Source organism: Actibacterium lipolyticum (genome assembly GCF_900184935.1).
In the GTDB taxonomy this organism is placed as follows: domain Bacteria; phylum Pseudomonadota; class Alphaproteobacteria; order Rhodobacterales; family Rhodobacteraceae; genus Actibacterium_A; species Actibacterium_A lipolyticum.
Genome location: NZ_FXYE01000001.1, coordinates 816,828 through 833,628, shown reverse-complemented (window position 1 = coordinate 833,628; position 16,801 = coordinate 816,828). Strand labels below are relative to the sequence as shown.

The following is a 16,801-nucleotide window of genomic DNA, read 5'->3' as shown; positions in this document are numbered from 1 at the left end:
AAGCCGGGATATATGTGCGCGGACGGCCTGTAAGCCGGATTCTGTCCGGGGTGTTGCCACCCCTGGATGATCATTCCTCTACGCCCGCCGTTACCGACGGGCTTTAGCTGCCAACCCGGACCTCTGGGCTGAAGATGCCTCGGGGCGTACCCCGGCAAGGTCCCTATTTGGCATTGCTCCCGGTGGGGCTTGCCGTGCCGGTTCTGTTGCCAGACCCGCGGTGGGCTCTTACCCCACCGTTTCACCTTAACCTGCGTGCGGTATCGGTTGCCCGACCTGCATACAGGCAGTCTGTTTTCTGTGGCGCTTTCCCTTGGGTTTCCCCAGCCGGGCGTTACCCGGCACCGTTTCTTCATGGAGTCCGGACTTTCCTCGGATGTTGCCACCCGCGATCACCCAGCCATCCGCGCCAGACGCATTTAGGTGCTGGGCGGGGTGCGGTCAACGGGGAAGCGGCGGGCAAGGTCATGCATGATCGCACGGTCCGCATCATCCAGCGGACCACTGGCCCACGGGCGAAACCTAAGCCGAAACGCATTCAGCACCGCGCCATCCGGGTCACAGGCCCCTTCAGGGGCGGTGTAACCAAAGGCTTTGGCATCAGCCGCGAAGTCACCCACACGTGCGCCTGCGGGCCAAACGGACAGACCCAGCCGCGCCAAACGCCGCCAATCGAAACGCGCGCCGGGGTCACCTTTGCGCGTGGGCGCCATATCCGAATGCCCAATGACCCGTTCCGGCCGAATGGACCAACGGGCCATGATGCCTGCCAACAGCCGCTCCAGCGCGGCCATCTGCGGCTCTGAAAAGGGTGTCAGGCCGTTGTTCGCCAATTCAATCCCGATAGAACGTGAATTAACGTCCGTCACGCCGCCCCACGCCCCTGCCCCGGCGTGCCAAGCGCGCTTGTCCTCGTCCACCAACTGGCAAAGGGTTCCGTCGGCATCGATAAGGTAATGCGCCGACACCTCGGCCACGGGGTCGCACAGGCGTTCCAGCGCGTCTTGGGCGGTGGCCATAGCAGTATAATGAATAACGATCATGTCGGGGCGCACGCCGCCGCGACGGTCGCCAAAGTTAGGCGACGGGTGGGTCAACTTGCCCACCCTTCCCTCAGCCGTTTACGGCCAGCCGGAATGGCGCAGGATCCCAATAACAGGCGAACCCGTCCCCATCAGGGTCAAGCCCCTTGCGGTCGCGTTCTGGCCCGCCCGCTTCTAGAAACGCGATTTGCGCCTGATCAGAAGATGGGTATTTCGCACAGTTGCGGGCCATCGACGCCGCGCTGACCAGCCCAGAGCGGCGGTAAACCTTTTGGCCAACCACATTTGTCGTGGAAAGCGCATAGTCAACGACGTTCGGGCCGGTTGAACCGGTGCGCGTTGGCACGGCTGTCGGTTCGATAAATTCGTACTGCGCGCGCTGTTGCTCTAGCCGCTGGCGGTCGCTTTGGATGGTCTCACGCGAGGACACCGCAGAGAAGTCTTGTTCGTCCGAAATGCCAACGTTGTTGGTTGCGGTCGCAACCGGTTGTTGCTGTTGCGGCAGAGGGGCCGTTTGTTGCTGTTGCGGCAGCGGGGCGGTCGCAACAGGCGTGATATTAGTCACAACCGGGGTGCCGTCGGGCGCGTATTGTGGCGGAATCACATTTGTTCCCCCCGACAATTCAACGTCACGCGCATAGCGTTGCTGCTGATAGCTGTCATAGTCGCCAAAGCCGACACCAGCCGCAGAATCAGGCACCGCTGGCGCACAGGCTGAAATGGCCAAAAGACCAATCGCTGGAAGAACAAACCGCATTACGAAACCCTGCTCATTAGCATTTTGGCCGTTTTTACCACCATTTCGCGGGTTTGGAAACAAACCCGGCGGCGGACTCCAGCGCATAGGCAGCGTTCAGCAGCTCATCTTCCTGCCACGGGCGACCAATCAACTGAAGGCCAAGCGGCAATCCATGCGCGTTCACGCCTGTCGGAACAGCGATACCGGGAAGCCCGGCAAGGTTCACGGTCACGGTGAAAACGTCGTTCAAATACATTTGAACCGGGTCGGCATCCGCCATTTCACCCAAGCCAAACGCCGCCGAAGGCGTTGCGGGTGTCAGAATCGAATCGACCCCGGCAGCAAACACATCGTCGAAGTCTTTCTTGATCAACGCCCGCACACGCCGCGCACGGTTGTAATAGGCGTCATAGAAACCAGCCGACAGAACATAGGTGCCGATCATCACGCGGCGCTTAACCTCGTGCCCGAAACCTTCCGCGCGGGTTTTCTGGTACATCTGTTCGATGCCGTCGCCTTCGGCAAGCTTCGCGCGGTGGCCGTAACGAACACCGTCATAGCGGGCCAGGTTCGAAGAAGCTTCTGCCGGGGCAATCACGTAATAAGCGGGCAGCGCGTATTTCGTGTGCGGAAGCGAGATATCGACAATCTCGGCCCCGGCGGAGCGGAGCATTTCTGTCCCCTCTTGCCACAGCTTTTCAATTTCCTCGGGCATACCGTCCATGCGGTATTCCTTGGGGATACCGATTTTCTTGCCACGAATGTCGCCGGTCAGCGCAGCCTCGAAGTCGGGCAGCGGCAGGTCGGCGCTGGTGCTGTCTTTTGCATCGTGACCCGCCATCGATTGCAGCATGATCGCCGCATCGCGCACAGTCTTGGTCATTGGGCCAGCCTGATCCAACGAAGACGCAAACGCCACAACGCCCCAACGCGAGCAGCGGCCATAGGTTGGCTTCAACCCTGTGATGCCGGTAAACGCGGCCGGTTGACGGATCGAACCGCCGGTGTCGGTGCCCGTCGCCGCAAGGCACAGATCGCCCGCAACCGCCGAAGCCGAACCACCGGACGAACCACCCGGGGTCAATTCCGCGTCGTCGCCTGCACGCTTCCACGGGTTCACCGCGTTGCCATAGGCCGATGTTTCGTTCGAGCTGCCCATGGCGAATTCGTCCATGTTCAGCTTGCCCAGCATCACCGCGCCTGCATCCCACAGGTTTTGGGTGATGGTGGATTCGTATTCCGGCTTGAATCCTTCAAGGATGTTCGATGCCGCCTGCGAAGCCACGCCTTTGGTGCAGAACAGATCCTTGATGCCCAGCGGGATACCGCACATGGCAGGCGCATCGCCCGACTTGATCCGCGCATCCGCGGCCTTGGCCTGTTCCAATGCGATTTCGGGCGTTTTGTGTACAAACGCACCCAGCGCGTCGGCGCCTTCGATTGCAGAAACACATGCTTCGGTAATTTCGACCGAGGTCACATCGCCAGCGCGCATCGCATCGCGGGCTTCAGCAATGGTAAGTTTTGAAAGCTCGCTCATTATTCCACCACCTTCGGCACGGCAAAGAACCCTTCACGGGCGTCGGGCGCGTTCGCCAAAATCTTGTCTTGCATGTTGCCGTCGGTCACCACGTCTTCGCGGCGCTTAAGGCGCATGGGCGTGACCGAGGTCATCGGCTCAACGCCGTCGACGTCCACCTCGTTCAGCTGTTCCATAAAGGTCAGGATTTGCGAAAGTTCGCCGGCCAGTGCTGGCAGGTCGTTTTCATCTACGGCAATGCGCGCCAAATGGGCGACGCGCCGGGCGGTATCGATGTCGATGGACATTATGCGGCTCCGTCAAAGAGGTCGGACTTGGGTTTAGCCTTGCATAAGGCGGGCTGCAAGTCGCCGGTGGCGCGTTGTTGGCCTGTGACGTCGTAATCGGGTGGCCCTTTGTACCATTTGTCACCTAAACGTCCTCCAGAGACCTCCGCTGAAAGAATCAATCGGGCCTAGAAATGACAGATAAGAAATTCATTCTCTCTCTAAAATGCGACGACAAACGCGGCATTGTGGCCGCTGTATCTGGCGCGATTTCGGCACTTGGTGGCAACATTCTTGAAAGCAACCAATACCGCGACCCGCTGAACAACGACTTTTTCATGCGCGTCGCATTCGCGACCGACGGTCGTGATGACGCAGAAGAACTGACTGCCCGACTTGCGCCGGTTTTGACGGCCTATGACATGGACGCGCAAATCGTTGACGCAGACCGCACACCGAAGATCATTCTTATGGTGTCCAAATTCGACCACGCGATGTTGCACCTTTTGTACCAGATCAACGTCGGCTGGCTGAACGCAGAAGTCGTTGCCATCGTGTCCAACCACGAAGAAGCCGCCCGCATCGCAGAGATTGAGGGCATCCCCTTCCACTATCTGCCCGTGACGAAGGACACTAAGGCAGCACAAGAACAAAAGCTGCTGGACCTGATCGAAGAAACAGAGGCCGAGCTGGTCGTACTGGCCCGCTATATGCAGATCCTTTCAAACGAGCTTTCGACCGCGTTGTCGGGCCGTGTGATCAACATCCACCACTCTTTCCTGCCGTCGTTCAAAGGGGCCAAGCCTTATCATCAGGCACATGAGCGTGGCGTGAAGCTGATCGGCGCAACGGCGCACTATGTGACGGCTGATCTGGACGAAGGCCCGATCATCGAACAGGAAACCGAACGCGTAAGCCATGCGATGACGGCCGAAGATTACGTTGCCGTGGGCCGCGACATCGAAAGCCGCGTTCTGGCGCGCGCGGTTCGCCTGCACCTACAACGCCGGGTTCTGCCCAATGGGCTTAAAACGATCGTCTTCTCGCAAGCCTAAGCCACCATGTGACGCCGGTAGACTTCGATCATCCAGCCCAGCATGACGCCGTTCAGGATGTGCCACATGAAATGCGTTCCCAGCGGAAAGCTGGCGCAAAGTGGCTCATCCACAGTGCGGAATGTAAGCGAGAGGATCAGGATACCGACGCCAATTGCCAGCCCCTTCGCCGTCTCTGGCGCAGTGCGGCGCAAGATCAGCGCATAGATCAAAATCAACAACGGCACTGGCGCGTATCCTGCGGATGATCCCAGCCATGGTAGCATCGCGAACAGTGGCACCGTTGCCGCCGCATAGGGAATGAACAGCGCCGTCATCCCCAGCGCGGGCCACCGGCCCAAATTCAAAAAGTGCCGGTTCGCGGCGAAGATAAACAGCAAGATATAAGCCAAGATCGGCAAAACATCCGCCGTCGATGCCCAGTTCGTCGCGTGGGTGTGAAACAAATACGAGCCGATTCCGATCACGGCCAACACGGCGCACAGCGCGTTGGCCAATGGCAGCCCCTGCCCCCTAACCCGCCGCCACATGATGAACGCCGCAATCAGAAACGCCGCATTCGTCAGCGCATTCAACGGCTCTGACCAATAGCTGGGATCGACCCGCTCGCAATATGCGTCAACCTGTTGCGTCCAATTCATGTGACATCCCCTGTTGCTGCGTTAAGCTTGCCCCAAGCAGATAGGGAGAGCGACATGAAAATCACATGGCTTGGCCACTCAGGCTTTCGTATCGAGATTGGCGATCAGATTTTGCTGATCGACCCTTGGCTAACCGGCAACCCGATGTTCCCCGAAGACCGCCGCGCCGAAGCCATTCAGGGGGCGACGCACATCCTGATCACCCATGGCCATGGCGATCACACGGGCGACGCGCTTGCCCTGTCACGCGAACTTGGCGCGCCGCTGGTCGGTATCTATGATTTGATGAGTTGGTGGGAAGAACAACAAGACGTTTCGACGATCGGCTTTAACAAAGGCGGAACGGTCACGCTTGGCGACGTGCGGGTCACAATGGTCAACGCCGTCCACTCGTCTTCGACCGCTGGCGCGCAAGAACCGATTTACTGCGGGGCCGAGGCTGGGTTCATGATCTCGCACGCGGGGCGCACCATCTATGTATCCGGCGATACCGACGTGACAGCCGATATGAAAATATTCCAAGACCTACATCATCCCGAAATTGGCCTGCTGTGTGCCGGAGGCCACTTCACCATGGATATGCGCCGCGCCGCTTATGCCGCCAAAGAGTTTTTTGACTTCAAAACCATCATCCCATGCCATTACCGCACCTTCCCACTGCTGGAACAGTCGGCTGCGGTGCTAAAGGATAACCTGCCCGGTGTGGACGTAATCGAACCCGAGGTATTGGCGCCAATTACTCTTTAGAGCGCAGGAAAACCTCTGCGGGAAAGGGCCTGTCGGAAACGCCAGACACAATCCGCGCCGCTTCGACGCGGTTGCGTATTCCCAGTTTCCGGTACGCATTTTTCACGTATTCCGCCACGGTATGCTGAGAGATCGCGCAAAGCCGCGCGCATTCTTTGCGCGATAGCCCCTGCGCCACTAAAAAAATGACCTCACGCTCTCGCGGGCTAAGCTGATCCAGAGGCCCTTCTGCAGAGTTTTCAGGGGCGATCATGAACTTACGGAACTCTCCGTCTTCGTGGACCTCTTGTTCCGATGACAGCTCTTCAATCCGACGATGAACAAGCAAACACAAGAAACGCAGTCCTTCGGCGATAGGTAAAATATCGCTTTCAAACTGCACGCGATCCATGCGCGTGCCCAAATTGAAACCGCCGAAACGTTCAGAGCCGGTCAACCGCATCGGTATCCCCAACCCGGTTGAAAACCCGCTTTCCCCCGCTTGGCGGATGAACTCACGGTCGTCTTCGCTAAGGTAATCATGGGTCTGAAGAAAAGCAGGGCCAGTACAGGTTATCGCATAGGATTCGCAGCAATGAAGCAAAAACGGATCTTCATGAAGGGGCATGCCATCCCGCATTTGCGCAACATTTGTTAGCAAAAATGGGTTCGCCCACTGCGCGTCTACTGTAAGGTAAATAGCAAATTCGATGCCGTATGGTGCAAGCCCGTCCAGCATTCCCTGCCAGATCTCAGAGATCGTTTCCCCGCGTTCCAGCATATCACCAAGTAAAGCCAGCTTGTTCAAATCATCCCCCCCCATTGAGGGGGGTGTAGCAGAAAATCGTCCTAGGTTATACATTTATAGACGCTGCTTGGCGTCATACAGCCCCGGCCCGATTTCCGTGAGTGGAAACTTTATCGTTTAAGCACCAAATCTTTTTCTGAGGGGTCGGGGTTGGCCAAGCAATAAAATTCCCCAACTTTTACCGCCGTTTGGCGAAGAATTCCCTCAACAGAACCTCAGCATCATCCGCAGAAATCCCGTCATATACTTCGGGCACATGGTGGCTTTGCGGATGATCGAAAACACGCGGGCCGTGGGCGACCCCGCCGGATTTTGGATCGGAAGCACCATAATAAACCCGCGCGACGCGCGCCTGACTGATGGCAGAGGCGCACATTGGACACGGTTCAAGCGTCACGTATAGGTCGTAACCGGGCAGTCGCTCTGACTTTGCGTGGGCGCAGGCCGCACGCAGCGCGACAATTTCCGCGTGGCCGGTTGGATCATGCAGTTCGCGCGTGCGGTTTCCAGCACGTGCGACAACATCCCCATCGGGCGAAACGATAACAGCACCAACGGGCACCTCTCCGCGTTTGGCGGCAGCGCGCGCCTCTTCCAGTGCGATTTCCATATAGCTTTTGAACGGGCTCATGGTTTTCTCTTGCCCTGTGGGCCCTGCACTGCGCAAGCGGCTTTCGCTTTGCCCCGCAACGGCGTAAACGAACTACATGAGCACAAACACACCCCCCGGCGACCGTATCGCCAAAGTTCTGGCCCGCGCGGGCGTTGCTTCGCGCCGGGAGGCCGAACGCATGATCGAAGCTGGCCGCGTTTCCGTGAACGGCAAGCAAATCAGCAGCCCCGCGTTGAACGTCACAACCAAAGACATGATCGAGGTAGACGGCAAACCGGTATCCGAACCGGAACCACCGCGCCTTTGGCTGTACCACAAGCCCACCGGCCTGGTCACAACCGAACGGGATGAAAAAGGCCGAGAGACCGTCTTTGACAACCTTCCCGAAGATCTGCCGCGCGTGATGTCGGTTGGCCGGCTTGACCTTAACTCCGAAGGGTTGCTGCTGCTGACCAACGATGGCGAGATTAAGCGCCGGTTAGAGCTGCCCTCGACTGGATGGCTGCGCAAATACCGCGTTCGCGTTAAGGGCAACCCACACGAAGACACCCTTTCACCGCTGCGCAAAGGCATCACCATCGACGGCGAGAAATTCCAACCGATGGAAGTTTCGCTTGATCGCCAACAAGGGGCCAACGCGTGGCTGACCATTGGCATCCGCGAAGGTCGCAACCGAGAGATTCGCCGCGCGATGGAGGCAGTCGGCCTAACCGTGAACCGGCTTTTGCGTGTCAGCTATGGCCCATTCCAGCTTGGCGACCTGAAACAAGGCACCGTGGAAGAGATCAAATCAAGGGTTCTGCGCGATCAATTGGGGCTGGATAAGGATTTCAAACCCACCACGACCCCTCGTCCGGCTGTAAAACGTCGCCCACGGGGAAAACGTTAGCGTAAGGCACCTTGCTGTATCCGCCGCTCTATGGCTTCCTGCGACAAACGAATTTGTTACTGGAGCCCAATCAGATGGCGGATCTTCTTACCATCGAAAACCTAGGAAACCTGCTGATGCTTTGCTTCTTGCAGGCGGTATTGGGTTTCGACAACCTTCTTTACATCAGCATCGAAAGCCAACGCGCCCCTGTTGCGCAACAAAAGGCAGTTCGGTTCTGGGGAATCATCGTGGCGGTGGCGCTGCGGGTGATCCTGTTGTTCGTCATGATCCGCCTAATCGATGCATTGGCCGAACCATTCTTCATCCTGAATTGGGTCGGTGTGCTGGAAGGCGGGGTCAACTTCTCGACGATCGTGTTCATTCTGGGCGGTATTTTCATCATCTATACCGCGGTGAAAGAGATCGGGCACATGTTGTCGGTCGAACACCTAGACCATGATATCGAAGGCAAAAGCGGCAAGTCCGGGCTTCAGGTGATCTTGATGATCGTCGCGATGAACCTGATCTTCAGCTTTGATTCGATCCTTTCGGCGCTGGCCATCACCGATGTCTTCCCGATCCTTGCCGCAGCGATCCTTCTTTCAGGTGCGGCGATGCTTTTGCTGGCGGATGGGGTTACCAACTTCATTCAGAAAAACCGCATGTACGAGGTGTTGGGCCTGTTCATCCTGCTGATCGTCGGTGTGGTTCTGTTGGGCGAAGCTGGCCCAGCGGCGGCCCACGCGATGCATGACGACAGCTTGGCCTTGAAGGTCTTCGGGTACGAAATCATCCCGATGTCGAAATCGACCTTCTATTTCGCAGTGATCGTTCTGTTTGCGGTGGAAATTCTGCAATCGGGCTATTCACGTAAACTGGCGGCCGAACGCCGCGCAGAGCAAAGCCACAAGGCCTAAGCTTTCACGATACAGTCGCATCGCGTATATATCGCGGTGCGGCGCAGCAGTCGGGGACAAAATGACAGATACCGGCCTTCAAAAAATGGCCTTTTTCCTTTTGGTCGCGCTGATCCTTTACGTTTCGGTCAGCGGAGGCGCGTGATGGCTCAGCGTTACGGTGGAAAATTCAGCCCGCAAGGCAGCCAATCGGATGCCAGCCAGCCGCCTAAGAACCCATTCCATGGCAAAAAGCGAACCCGTGCTGGCGGGCGCGTGAACTTTCTGTTCATCGCCCCCTTCCCGCTTTTGATTTCGGCGTTCACGTCCAACCCCGTGGGGTTGGCGATGGATTTGGCGGCCTTTGGCACGCTGATCCTTGCCGCGTGGCTGACCCGCGAAGGCGTCAAAGCACAAGAGGCGTATGATGCGCGCCGCGTCGCCCGCCGCCCCGCCATCCCGCGCAAAATCTTTGCCTCGGTCCTGACCGGCGTTGGCCTGTTTCTGGCAGGCTTCGGCGGTGACGCGAGCCTGCTGAACCCGATCATCTTTGCGGTTCTGGGCACCGTATTGCACAGCTTTGCGTTCGGCTTTGACCCGCTAAAGGACAAAGGCATGGAAGGTGTCGATACCTTCCAACAGGATCGCGTCGCCCGTGTGGTGGATGAAGCAGAAAACCACCTGAAGGCAATGAAAGACGCAATTCTGCGCGCCGAAGACCGCCAGTTGGAAGCCCGTGTCGATGCGTTTCAAACCACGGCGCGCGAAATGTTCCGCACCGTCGAAGAAGACCCGCGCGACCTGACGGCGGCGCGTAAATACCTTGGCGTTTATTTGCTGGGTGCGCGCGATGCGACGGCGAAATTCGCCGATATCTATTCCCGCACACGCGATGCCAAAGCGCGTGCGGATTACGAAGAATTGTTAAGCGATCTGGAACAAAATTTTGCCGCTCGGACGGAAAAGTTGCTGCTGGATGATCGTTCCGATCTTGATGTGGAAATTGAAGTGCTGCGCGAAAGATTGCAGCGTGAAGGCGTTCGCTCGTAAGCAACGCGTAAAATGGAGAGTACCCGTATGTCTGAAAGCATCCGTGAAAAGGCCGCTCAGGATCTTGCCGAGGTCGAGAAGGTGACAGCCGTAATCCTGCCGGAACCCGTTGGCGAAATCGTCCCGCTGGAAGCCGCAGAGGCACCCGTCGCCGCTGAAATCCGCAAGCGGATGGACGAAATCGATATGGGCAACACCAATTCGATCATTGGGTTCGGATCCTCGGCACAGGCCGAATTGCAGCAGATCAGCCAAGCGATGCTGACAGACGTGCGCAGCAAAGATGTGGGCCCTGCGGGTGACAGCCTTCAGAACATCGTCACCACGATCCGCGGCTTTTCGGTTTCCGAACTGGATGTGCGCCGTGAACGCAGTTGGTGGGAAAAACTTTTGGGCCGCTCTGCACCCTTTGCGAAATTCCTGTCGCGTTTTGAAACCGTTCAAGACCAGATCGACAAGATCACCGACAACCTGCTGAACCACGAGCATAAGCTGTTGAAAGACATCAAATCGCTCGACAATCTTTATGAAAAGACGCTCGATTTTTATGACGAGCTGGCGCTTTATATCGCCGCTGGCGAAGAGAAGCTGAAAGAGCTGGATGGCGTCACCATCCCCGCCAAGGAAAAAGAGGTTCAGGCCACGCCAGAGGCCGATCAGGTCATCAAGGCACAAGAACTGCGCGATCTGCGCGCTGCACGCGACGATCTGGAACGCCGCGTTCACGACCTTAAGCTGACCCGTCAGGTCACGATGCAGTCGCTGCCGTCGATCCGTCTGGTTCAGGAAAACGACAAATCGCTGGTCACCAAGATCAATTCGACCCTCGTGAACACCGTTCCGCTGTGGGAAACCCAGCTGGCACAGGCCGTGACCATCCAGCGTTCGAAAGAAGCAGCCGAAGCCGTGCGCGGTGCCGCTGACCTGACGAACGAGTTGCTGACGGCTAACGCTGAAAACCTGCAACAAGCCAACCGCGTTGTCCGCGAGGAAATGGAGCGCGGCGTGTTTGACATCGAATCCGTCAAGTCCGCCAACGCCACCCTGATCGCAACAATTCAGGAAAGCCTGCAGATCGCGGACGAAGGCAAAACCAAACGGGCCGCCGCAGAGGAAGAGCTGAAGAAAATGGAAGTGGAACTGCGCGATACGCTGGCTTCGGCCAAAGCACGGCGCGACGGTGTTGGCGACAACGCTGGCACCTCCGTTCCAAACGCTTAAGGCGAGGGTTTCATCATCCTTCGCAGATCCGCTCAGTTTTCGATTGCTGCTTTGATGGCCCTTGGGCTGTCGGGGTGTGAAACGCCACCGGTTGTTGAACCGGTGGCGCCCCCACCCGCGCGCCCGGTTGCGTCCCCAGAGCCGCCAAAGCAATCCAATGAAAGCATACTTGTCGCCAAGCATTTCGCCCGCGTTCAGGCGGACTTGCAGGCGCGCGGGTTGTTGCGAACGGATGGCGGCGGGCCCGATACGCCCTTTTCCAAACGCCAATTGGTCGAAAACTTCGTTCAGATCGCATTGCACGATGAATATGTGACAACCACCGGCAGGCTGGTCGCCCGCCCCACCGAAAGCCCTATTCGACGGTGGGAAAAACCGATCACACTAAGCGTTATTTTCGGTGACACCGTCCCAGAAGATCAGCGCCGCAAAGACCATCAAAACATCAAAGAGTATGCAAGCCGTCTGTCTCGTATCACCGGCTTGCCCATTACACCTGCGTCGCCCGAAACGGCAAACTTTCACGTCCTTATGCTGAACGAGGATGAACGCCGCGCCTTTGGACCACGCCTGCGCGAACTGGCCCCCGGAATTGACGCAACCTCTGTGCGTACTGTCACGTCACTGCCAAGGTCCACGCTGTGCATCGTCTTTGCTTTTACACGCACTGATGACCCCACCTATACGCGCGCAGTTGCCGTTATCCGGGCAGAACATCCTGACCTGTTGCGTCTTTCGTGTATTCACGAGGAACTGGCACAGGGCCTGGGCCTAGCCAACGACAGCCCGGATGCGCGACCGTCCATCTTTAACGATGACGAAGAATTCGCGCTTCTGACAAGGCATGATGAGTTGTTGCTAAAAATGCTATACGATCCACGCCTGAAAATCGGCATCCGCACGATGGAGGCACGCCCGATCGTGCGTGAGATCGCAGATGAATTGCTGGGCGGCGAAAGCTGAACAGCGCCTATGGTGTCCTTGCGATATCATAGTTTCCAGTAACCGTGCCGCGCCAACCGCGGCTGACTACAGACCCAAAGGGTATTCACATGGGTATTTTTGATTTCCTGTCCGGAGAGTTCATCGACGTCATTCATTGGGTGGACGACACGCGCGATACGATGGTTTGGCGTTTCGAACGCGAAGGCCATGAGATCAAGTACGGCGCCAAGCTGACGGTGCGCGAAGGCCAAGCAGCCGTGTTCGTGCACGAAGGCCAGCTGGCCGATGTCTTCACACCCGGCCTTTACATGTTGGAAACCAACAACATGCCCGTGCTGACGACAATTCAGCACTGGGACCATGGCTTTAAGTCCCCGTTCAAGTCTGAAATCTATTTCGTCAACACGACGCGTTTCAACGATCTGAAGTGGGGTACGAAAAACCCGATCATGTTGCGCGATCCCGAATTCGGACCGACCCGCATTCGCGCTTATGGCTCTTATTCCGTGCGCGTGACCGACCCGGCGCGCTTCCTTGTGGAAATCGTCGGGACCGATGGCGAATTCACGATGGACGAAATCAGCTTTCAGATCCGCAATATCATCGTTCAGGAATTCTCTCGTGTTATCGCGTCTTCTGGCATTCCGGTTCTGGATATGGCGGCGAATACGGCTGATCTGGGCAAACTGGTCGCGGCTGAAATCTCTGGGACACTCGAAGGATACGGTCTGTCGATGCCAGAGCTTTACATCGAAAACATCTCTCTTCCGCCGGCGGTGGAAGAGGCGCTGGACAAGCGTACCTCGATGGGGCTTGCGGGTGATCTGGGTAAGTTCACTCAATATTCCGCTGCCGAGGCAATGACCGCAGCCGCCAAGAACCCATCGGGTGGTGGCGGCATGGGTGCCGGGCTTGGTATGGGAATGGGCATGGCGATGGCTGGCCAAATGGCGCAACCTGGCCCGTGGGGCGCGCGCTCTGCCGAACCTGCCGCCGTTACACCGCCCCCGCCTCCGCCCGTCGAACACGTTTGGCACACAGCGGAAAATGGCCAGACCAAAGGCCCGTTTTCCAAAGCCGCTCTTGGCCGGATGGCAACAGAAGGCGGCCTGACACGCGAAACATATGTCTGGACCCCAGGTCAGGATGGATGGATGAAAGCCGAAGACGTGGCTGAACTTGCTCAGCTGTTCACCATTCTTCCACCCCCACCACCCGGCGCATAATCGCCCCTTTCTGCTTCGCTAAATATCTTCGCCGGAGGCAAGAAACTTATGGCGCAAAGCCAGCCCCCCGCGCCCCCATCCGATGTGATGGAGGAACACCGCTTTCCCTGCGACCAATGCGGCGCAGACCTGCGCTTTGAACCGGGCGCGGGGAAATTGGTGTGCGATCACTGCGGCAATGAACAGCTTATCGATTGGGCGGTGCGCACTGCGGCCCCCATCCGCGAGCTTGACTTTCGCGCCGCATTGGAAGCCCAGCTTCCCGAGGCCGAGATTGAAGAAACCCGCGTGCTTCAATGCCCAAATTGCGGCGCGCAGGTCGAATTTGACAGCGACACCCACGCGGCTGAATGCCCGTTTTGCGCCACCCCGGTTGTCACCGACACCGGAACGCACCGGCACATAAAACCACGCGGCGTCCTGCCCTTCGCCATGGACGAAGGCGCGGCGCGTAACGCGATGACGAATTGGCTGGGCGGTCTTTGGTTCGCGCCAAACGGGTTGAAGGAATACGCGCGCAAAGGGCGGCGGATGGATGGGATATATGTTCCCTACTGGACCTTCGACGCCGATACTAAATCACGTTATCGCGGCGAACGCGGCACGGTTTATTACGAAAACCGCACCGTGATGCGGGATGGCAAGCGCGAAACCATTCGCGTTCAAAAGGTCCGCTGGCGCAACGTGTCGGGCGGTGTCGCACGGTTCTTTGACGATGTGCTGGTGCTTGCGTCACGCTCGTTGCCCAAACGGTTTACCGATGCGCTTGAACCTTGGGATCTTTCCGCGCTGGAACCTTACCGCCCGGAATACCTCGCGGGGTTCCGCGCCGAAGGCTACACCGTAGAGCTGACAGACGGTTTCACCGAGGCCCGCCATCATATGGACCGGGTCATTGAAAGGGACGTAAAGTTCGACATCGGCGGTGACCGTCAGCGTGTGCACGCGGTTGACTCACAGCTGTCAGACGTGACCTTCAAACATGTCCTGCTTCCGGTTTGGCTTGCCGCCTATAAATACCGTGGAAAGACCTATCGCTTTGTGGTGAACGGGCGCACCGGACGCGTTCAGGGGGAACGTCCCTATTCTGCGTGGAAAATCGCCATCGCCGTCGTGCTTGGTGCAATCGCGGCGGGCATCGCTGGCTATTTGATTGCGATAAATCAGCAGTATTAGGCCCCAAAGCACCGCATTGGGGCCTTGATAATCTATTTCACCGAAATCGGAATCTCGGTCGCGCCTTTTTCTGGGGCGGCCTGTTTCTTACCGATGGAGATAGACAAAACACCATCTTTCAGATCAGCGCGCACCGCTGCCGGATCGGCCTCGGGCGGCAGCCGGAAACTACGAGAGAACGACCCAAATTGACGTTCGCTGAAATACCAGCTGTCTCCCTTTTCTTCCTTCTCGGAATGTTTTTCGCCTTTTACGGTGACGACGCCGTCATCAACGGTCACTGAAACATCTTTTTCAGCGACGCCGGGCAGCTCAAGTGAGATTGAGTACCCATCACCATTTGCCGATGCCTCCGACGCGGGGGCGAACCAATCTGCCATCCGCGTGCTTACATTGCGAAAGGGATCATAGAGCGACGGCCAAAAGCCAGTCGTGTGAGATTTTTCAACCATGTCAGGGCCTCCTGTGTAAAAATCCATCCGACTGCGCAGCAATGCCACTGGGGTGAGATTCGGTCGTTGATGCGGATCAAAAACTCGACCGATCTGATTGCTTTGTAAAAGAACCGTCGCTATTGCTGTCATACGCTAACATGAGGGGAATTGCAGATGATCCTGTGCTGCGGTGAAGCGCTGATCGACATGTTGCCACGCCAGACAGGCCAAGGCGAAAACGCCTTTGCGCCCTACCCGGGCGGGGCGGTATTCAACACGGCAATTGCGTTGGGTCGCTTGGGCGCACCAACCGGTTTCTTCTCGGGGCTGTCATCCGACATGTTCGGGCAGCTGCTGCGCGACTCGCTTGCTGAATCGGGCGTCGCTAGCGACTTGTCCGTTCGTGCAGACCGCCCCACAACACTGGCATTCGTTAAGTTGGAAAACGGTCAGGCGAAATACGCATTCTATGATGAAAACACCGCTGGACGGATGCTGGGCAAAGATGACCTTCCCGACCTGCCTGACGATGTTGACGCGCTGTTCTTTGGCGGCATTTCCTTGGTCGTCGAACCCTGCGGTGACACGTACGAAGCACTGATGGCGCGGGAATCTGCGGCACGTGTGACGATGATCGACCCGAATGTCCGCACGTCTTTCATTACCGACGAAGCCGCCTATCGCGCCCGGCAAGACCGGCTGATCGCGCTGGCCGATATTGTGAAACTGTCGGACGAAGATCTGCATTGGCTTGAGGGCGAAGGCGATATCGCAGAGCTGGCCCATGGCATTCTGGCCAAGGGTCCAAAGCTGGTATTCATCACCGAAGGTTCTAAAGGGGCCAGCGCGTTCACATCGAAAGATCACGTATTCATGCCCGCCAATGCGGTCGAGGTGGTCGACACAGTCGGTGCTGGCGATACGTTCAACGCAGGTGTGTTGGCGGCGCTGCATGAAGACGGCAAGCTGAACAAAACCGCCCTGTCCAACATCGGCACCGACGCGATGGAAAAGGCACTGTCGCTTGGCATTCGATCCGCCGCGATAACGGTTTCCCGCGCAGGGGCGAACCCGCCTTGGGCAAAAGAACTTGCATGAGGGCGCTTATTCAGCGGGTCACTGAGGCATCCGTCCGCGTGGACGGAGCCGTCATCGGCGAAACCGGCCCCGGCCTGCTGATCCTTGTCTGTGCGATGCAGGGCGATACCGAAAAACAGGCCGACCAACTGGCCGCTAAGATCACGAAGCTGCGGATTTTCAATGATGACGCGGGCAAGATGAACCTTAGCCTGCGTGACACTGGCGGCAGCGCCTTGGTCGTCAGTCAGTTCACGCTGGCCGGCGATGCCTCTCGTGGTAACCGGCCCGGCTTTTCCTCGGCGGCGACCCCGGCCGAAGGTGAAAAGCTGTATGACTATTTCGTGCAAAGAATGCAGGCCGAAGGTATCGGAACCCAAACCGGAAAATTCGGTGCTGACATGAAGGTTTCGCTGACCAACGATGGGCCCGTCACGCTGTGGCTGGATATCTGACCGCTCAATAAATAGGCAT

19 protein-coding genes and 1 other RNA gene are annotated in these 16,801 nt (G+C 57.7%); 11 read left to right on the top strand and 9 right to left on the bottom strand.

Features of this window, described 5'->3' with window-relative positions; translation table 11 throughout:
- Nucleotides 1–14: 14 nt before the first annotated feature.
- From rnpB to gatC, 5 genes are all read right to left on the bottom strand, one after another.
- An RNA gene (gene rnpB, locus COL8621_RS04125) (RNase P RNA component class A) lies at nucleotides 15–408 on the bottom strand.
- An 11-nt stretch (nucleotides 409–419) separates the two neighbouring features.
- The gene (locus COL8621_RS04120; protein WP_093966903.1) at nucleotides 420–1,043 is read right to left on the bottom strand and encodes an N-acetylmuramoyl-L-alanine amidase; all 624 of its coding nucleotides are present in this window, start codon (nucleotides 1,041–1,043) and stop codon (nucleotides 420–422) included.
- A 70-nt stretch (nucleotides 1,044–1,113) separates the two neighbouring features.
- Nucleotides 1,114–1,800, bottom strand: coding sequence for a hypothetical protein (locus tag COL8621_RS04115; RefSeq protein WP_093966038.1), 687 nt, complete (start codon nucleotides 1,798–1,800; stop codon nucleotides 1,114–1,116).
- A 34-nt stretch (nucleotides 1,801–1,834) separates the two neighbouring features.
- Nucleotides 1,835–3,322 (bottom strand): Asp-tRNA(Asn)/Glu-tRNA(Gln) amidotransferase subunit GatA, encoded by a 1,488-nt coding sequence (gene gatA / locus COL8621_RS04110; RefSeq protein ID WP_093966037.1) that lies wholly within the window; start codon nucleotides 3,320–3,322, stop codon nucleotides 1,835–1,837.
- Nucleotides 3,322–3,609, bottom strand: coding sequence for an Asp-tRNA(Asn)/Glu-tRNA(Gln) amidotransferase subunit GatC (gene gatC / locus COL8621_RS04105; protein ID WP_093966036.1), 288 nt, complete (start codon nucleotides 3,607–3,609; stop codon nucleotides 3,322–3,324). Before gatC ends, gatA begins: the two co-directional genes overlap by 1 nt.
- Nucleotides 3,610–3,782: 173 nt before the next feature.
- On the opposite strand from gatC, the gene purU reads away from it, so the two are divergent.
- On the top strand, nucleotides 3,783–4,643 hold the full coding sequence (gene purU / locus COL8621_RS04100; protein ID WP_093966035.1) for a formyltetrahydrofolate deformylase: 861 nt from the start codon (nucleotides 3,783–3,785) through the stop codon (nucleotides 4,641–4,643).
- Here the strand turns inward: purU and COL8621_RS04095 are convergent.
- Nucleotides 4,640–5,284, bottom strand: coding sequence for a ceramidase domain-containing protein (locus COL8621_RS04095; RefSeq protein WP_093966034.1), 645 nt, complete (start codon nucleotides 5,282–5,284; stop codon nucleotides 4,640–4,642). The genes purU and COL8621_RS04095 overlap by 4 nt on opposite strands.
- A 54-nt stretch (nucleotides 5,285–5,338) precedes the next feature.
- Here COL8621_RS04095 and COL8621_RS04090 point away from each other — a divergent pair, with 54 nt between their 5' ends.
- Nucleotides 5,339–6,031: a metal-dependent hydrolase gene (locus COL8621_RS04090; RefSeq protein ID WP_093966033.1), complete on the top strand. Its 693-nt coding sequence runs from the start codon at nucleotides 5,339–5,341 to the stop codon at nucleotides 6,029–6,031.
- Here the strand turns inward: COL8621_RS04090 and COL8621_RS04085 are convergent.
- Together COL8621_RS04085 and COL8621_RS04080 are read right to left on the bottom strand one after the other, a co-directional pair.
- Nucleotides 6,021–6,818, bottom strand: a complete 798-nt coding sequence (locus COL8621_RS04085; RefSeq protein WP_176438430.1) for a helix-turn-helix transcriptional regulator — start codon at nucleotides 6,816–6,818, stop codon at nucleotides 6,021–6,023. The two genes, COL8621_RS04090 and COL8621_RS04085, sit on opposite strands and share 11 nt — an antisense overlap.
- 178 nt (nucleotides 6,819–6,996) lie before the next feature.
- Entirely contained in the window at nucleotides 6,997–7,449 is a 453-nt protein-coding gene (locus COL8621_RS04080; RefSeq protein WP_235823730.1) for a nucleoside deaminase, read from the bottom strand.
- A gap of 76 nt (nucleotides 7,450–7,525) precedes the next feature.
- On the opposite strand from COL8621_RS04080, the gene COL8621_RS04075 reads away from it, so the two are divergent.
- From COL8621_RS04075 to COL8621_RS04045, 7 genes are all read left to right on the top strand, one after another.
- On the top strand, nucleotides 7,526–8,320 hold the full coding sequence (locus tag COL8621_RS04075) for a pseudouridine synthase (protein WP_093966031.1): 795 nt from the start codon (nucleotides 7,526–7,528) through the stop codon (nucleotides 8,318–8,320).
- Nucleotides 8,321–8,394: 74 nt separating this feature from the next.
- Nucleotides 8,395–9,219, top strand: coding sequence for a TerC family protein (locus COL8621_RS04070; RefSeq protein WP_093966030.1), 825 nt, complete (start codon nucleotides 8,395–8,397; stop codon nucleotides 9,217–9,219).
- A gap of 144 nt (nucleotides 9,220–9,363) precedes the next feature.
- Entirely contained in the window at nucleotides 9,364–10,248 is an 885-nt protein-coding gene (locus tag COL8621_RS04065; RefSeq protein WP_093966029.1) for a 5-bromo-4-chloroindolyl phosphate hydrolysis family protein, read from the top strand.
- 27 nt (nucleotides 10,249–10,275) lie between these two features.
- On the top strand, nucleotides 10,276–11,469 hold the full coding sequence (locus tag COL8621_RS04060; protein WP_093966028.1) for a toxic anion resistance protein: 1,194 nt from the start codon (nucleotides 10,276–10,278) through the stop codon (nucleotides 11,467–11,469).
- A gap of 54 nt (nucleotides 11,470–11,523) precedes the next feature.
- On the top strand, nucleotides 11,524–12,432 hold the full coding sequence (locus tag COL8621_RS04055; protein ID WP_093966027.1) for a DUF2927 domain-containing protein: 909 nt from the start codon (nucleotides 11,524–11,526) through the stop codon (nucleotides 12,430–12,432).
- A gap of 89 nt (nucleotides 12,433–12,521) precedes the next feature.
- Nucleotides 12,522–13,640 carry an SPFH domain-containing protein gene (locus COL8621_RS04050; RefSeq protein ID WP_093966026.1) on the top strand — a complete coding sequence of 373 codons (1,119 nt, stop codon included), beginning with the start codon at nucleotides 12,522–12,524 and terminating at the stop codon, nucleotides 13,638–13,640.
- Between the two features lie 48 nt (nucleotides 13,641–13,688).
- The gene (locus COL8621_RS04045) at nucleotides 13,689–14,816 is read left to right on the top strand and encodes a TFIIB-type zinc finger domain-containing protein (RefSeq protein WP_093966025.1); all 1,128 of its coding nucleotides are present in this window, start codon (nucleotides 13,689–13,691) and stop codon (nucleotides 14,814–14,816) included.
- 32 nt (nucleotides 14,817–14,848) lie between these two features.
- Here the strand turns inward: COL8621_RS04045 and COL8621_RS04040 are convergent, their stop codons facing one another.
- Nucleotides 14,849–15,268, bottom strand: a complete 420-nt coding sequence (locus tag COL8621_RS04040) for an Hsp20/alpha crystallin family protein (protein ID WP_093966901.1) — start codon at nucleotides 15,266–15,268, stop codon at nucleotides 14,849–14,851.
- Between the two features lie 156 nt (nucleotides 15,269–15,424).
- Between COL8621_RS04040 and COL8621_RS04035 the strand changes: the two genes are divergently transcribed.
- Complete coding sequence (locus tag COL8621_RS04035) at nucleotides 15,425–16,348, top strand: carbohydrate kinase family protein (RefSeq protein WP_093966024.1); 924 nt, start codon at nucleotides 15,425–15,427, stop codon at nucleotides 16,346–16,348.
- Nucleotides 16,345–16,782: a D-aminoacyl-tRNA deacylase gene (gene dtd / locus COL8621_RS04030; RefSeq protein ID WP_093966023.1), complete on the top strand. Its 438-nt coding sequence runs from the start codon at nucleotides 16,345–16,347 to the stop codon at nucleotides 16,780–16,782. The genes COL8621_RS04035 and dtd overlap by 4 nt, the downstream gene beginning before the upstream one ends.
- The last annotated feature ends 19 nt before the right edge of the window (nucleotides 16,783–16,801 follow it).